Source organism: Geminicoccus harenae, from assembly GCF_019800005.1.
Lineage (GTDB): Bacteria > Pseudomonadota > Alphaproteobacteria > Geminicoccales > Geminicoccaceae > Geminicoccus > Geminicoccus harenae.
The window spans coordinates 1-1043 of sequence record NZ_JABGCL010000174.1 but is presented as its reverse complement, the minus strand read 5'-3'; the positions used below and the strand labels follow the sequence as shown (position 1 = coordinate 1043).

The 1043-nt window shown below is 33.8% G+C and carries 1 protein-coding gene; it reads left to right on the top strand.

Annotation, left to right across the window (positions count from 1 at the left end; genetic code table 11):
• On the top strand, positions 1-384 hold a 384-nt coding region (locus HLA95_RS27455), incomplete at its 5' end, for a ribonuclease H family protein (RefSeq protein ID WP_222185133.1).
• Positions 385-1043 lie beyond the last annotated feature (659 nt).

Below are 1043 nucleotides of genomic sequence, written 5' to 3'. Positions count from 1 at the left end.
GTATTTACTGATCACAAGAGTTTAAAGTATATTTTTACTCAGAAAGATTTAAATATGAGCTGGCATAGTTGGATGGAATATATGGAAGACTATGATTTTGAACTTAAATATCATCCTGTGAAAGCAAATGTAGTTGCTGATGCTTTGAGTAGAAAGTCTCATTCTCGTGTGCATAGCTTAGCTGTAGACAGATGGAAAATGTGGAATGTCCTTGAAGATTATGCGATCTATGATATAAGTGAAGGATCACAAGGGCATTTGTGTAATTTTGCTGTTCAGCCTTTGATAAATACTCGTATAATAGAAGCTCAAGCTTTAGATGAGAAAGTTATGAGATTTCATTCATATTTTGAGGCTATTGTTGATATAGAAAGAGTTTTATAATATTTTCTCTAAAAGTTGTAAGTATGGACTTTGAGGAATAAAGGTTTTCCTATAACTGATTTTTGAACCAAGGTCTATTGGAAAATTTTTCGTGATTTGTTTTAAAGCAAGCCCTAGTATATGTGATTTGTTTTTCTCTTGGTATCTACATGTACATGTTATTTGTTTGATTTTGACCTGTGAAATTTTGTTCTTAAATTTTGATTGGTGAGTATTCTATCTGTAAATTTTGTGGAGCATGGGAAAATGCTTGGTTGAAAATCTCGAGAATGTTTTTCTTACCTAAGAATGATGGTTTGCTTTATGTTAAAATGACTGTAATATCCTGGCCCAATAAGACCAATAAGACCAACAGTTCCAACAGGCCCTGGTAATGGGTGAGGATGAGGTTGAGGTTAAGGGAAGGGTATTGCTGGTGTTTTAAAATTCGTAGTAGACCTGAGCTGTTTCAGTTTTTGGTGCATGTATTGCGTACAATTTTGTTTAAAATGGAAATGAGAGCATATCACCATGGACTTTGTGACTGGATTACCTAAGACTAAGACTGGATGTGATGCTATTTGAGTGATTGTGGACAGATTAACTAAGTCTGCTCACTTTTTGCCGATTAAAGAGACTTATAAGTTGAGTGTTTTAACTAAACTGTACATTGATGAGAT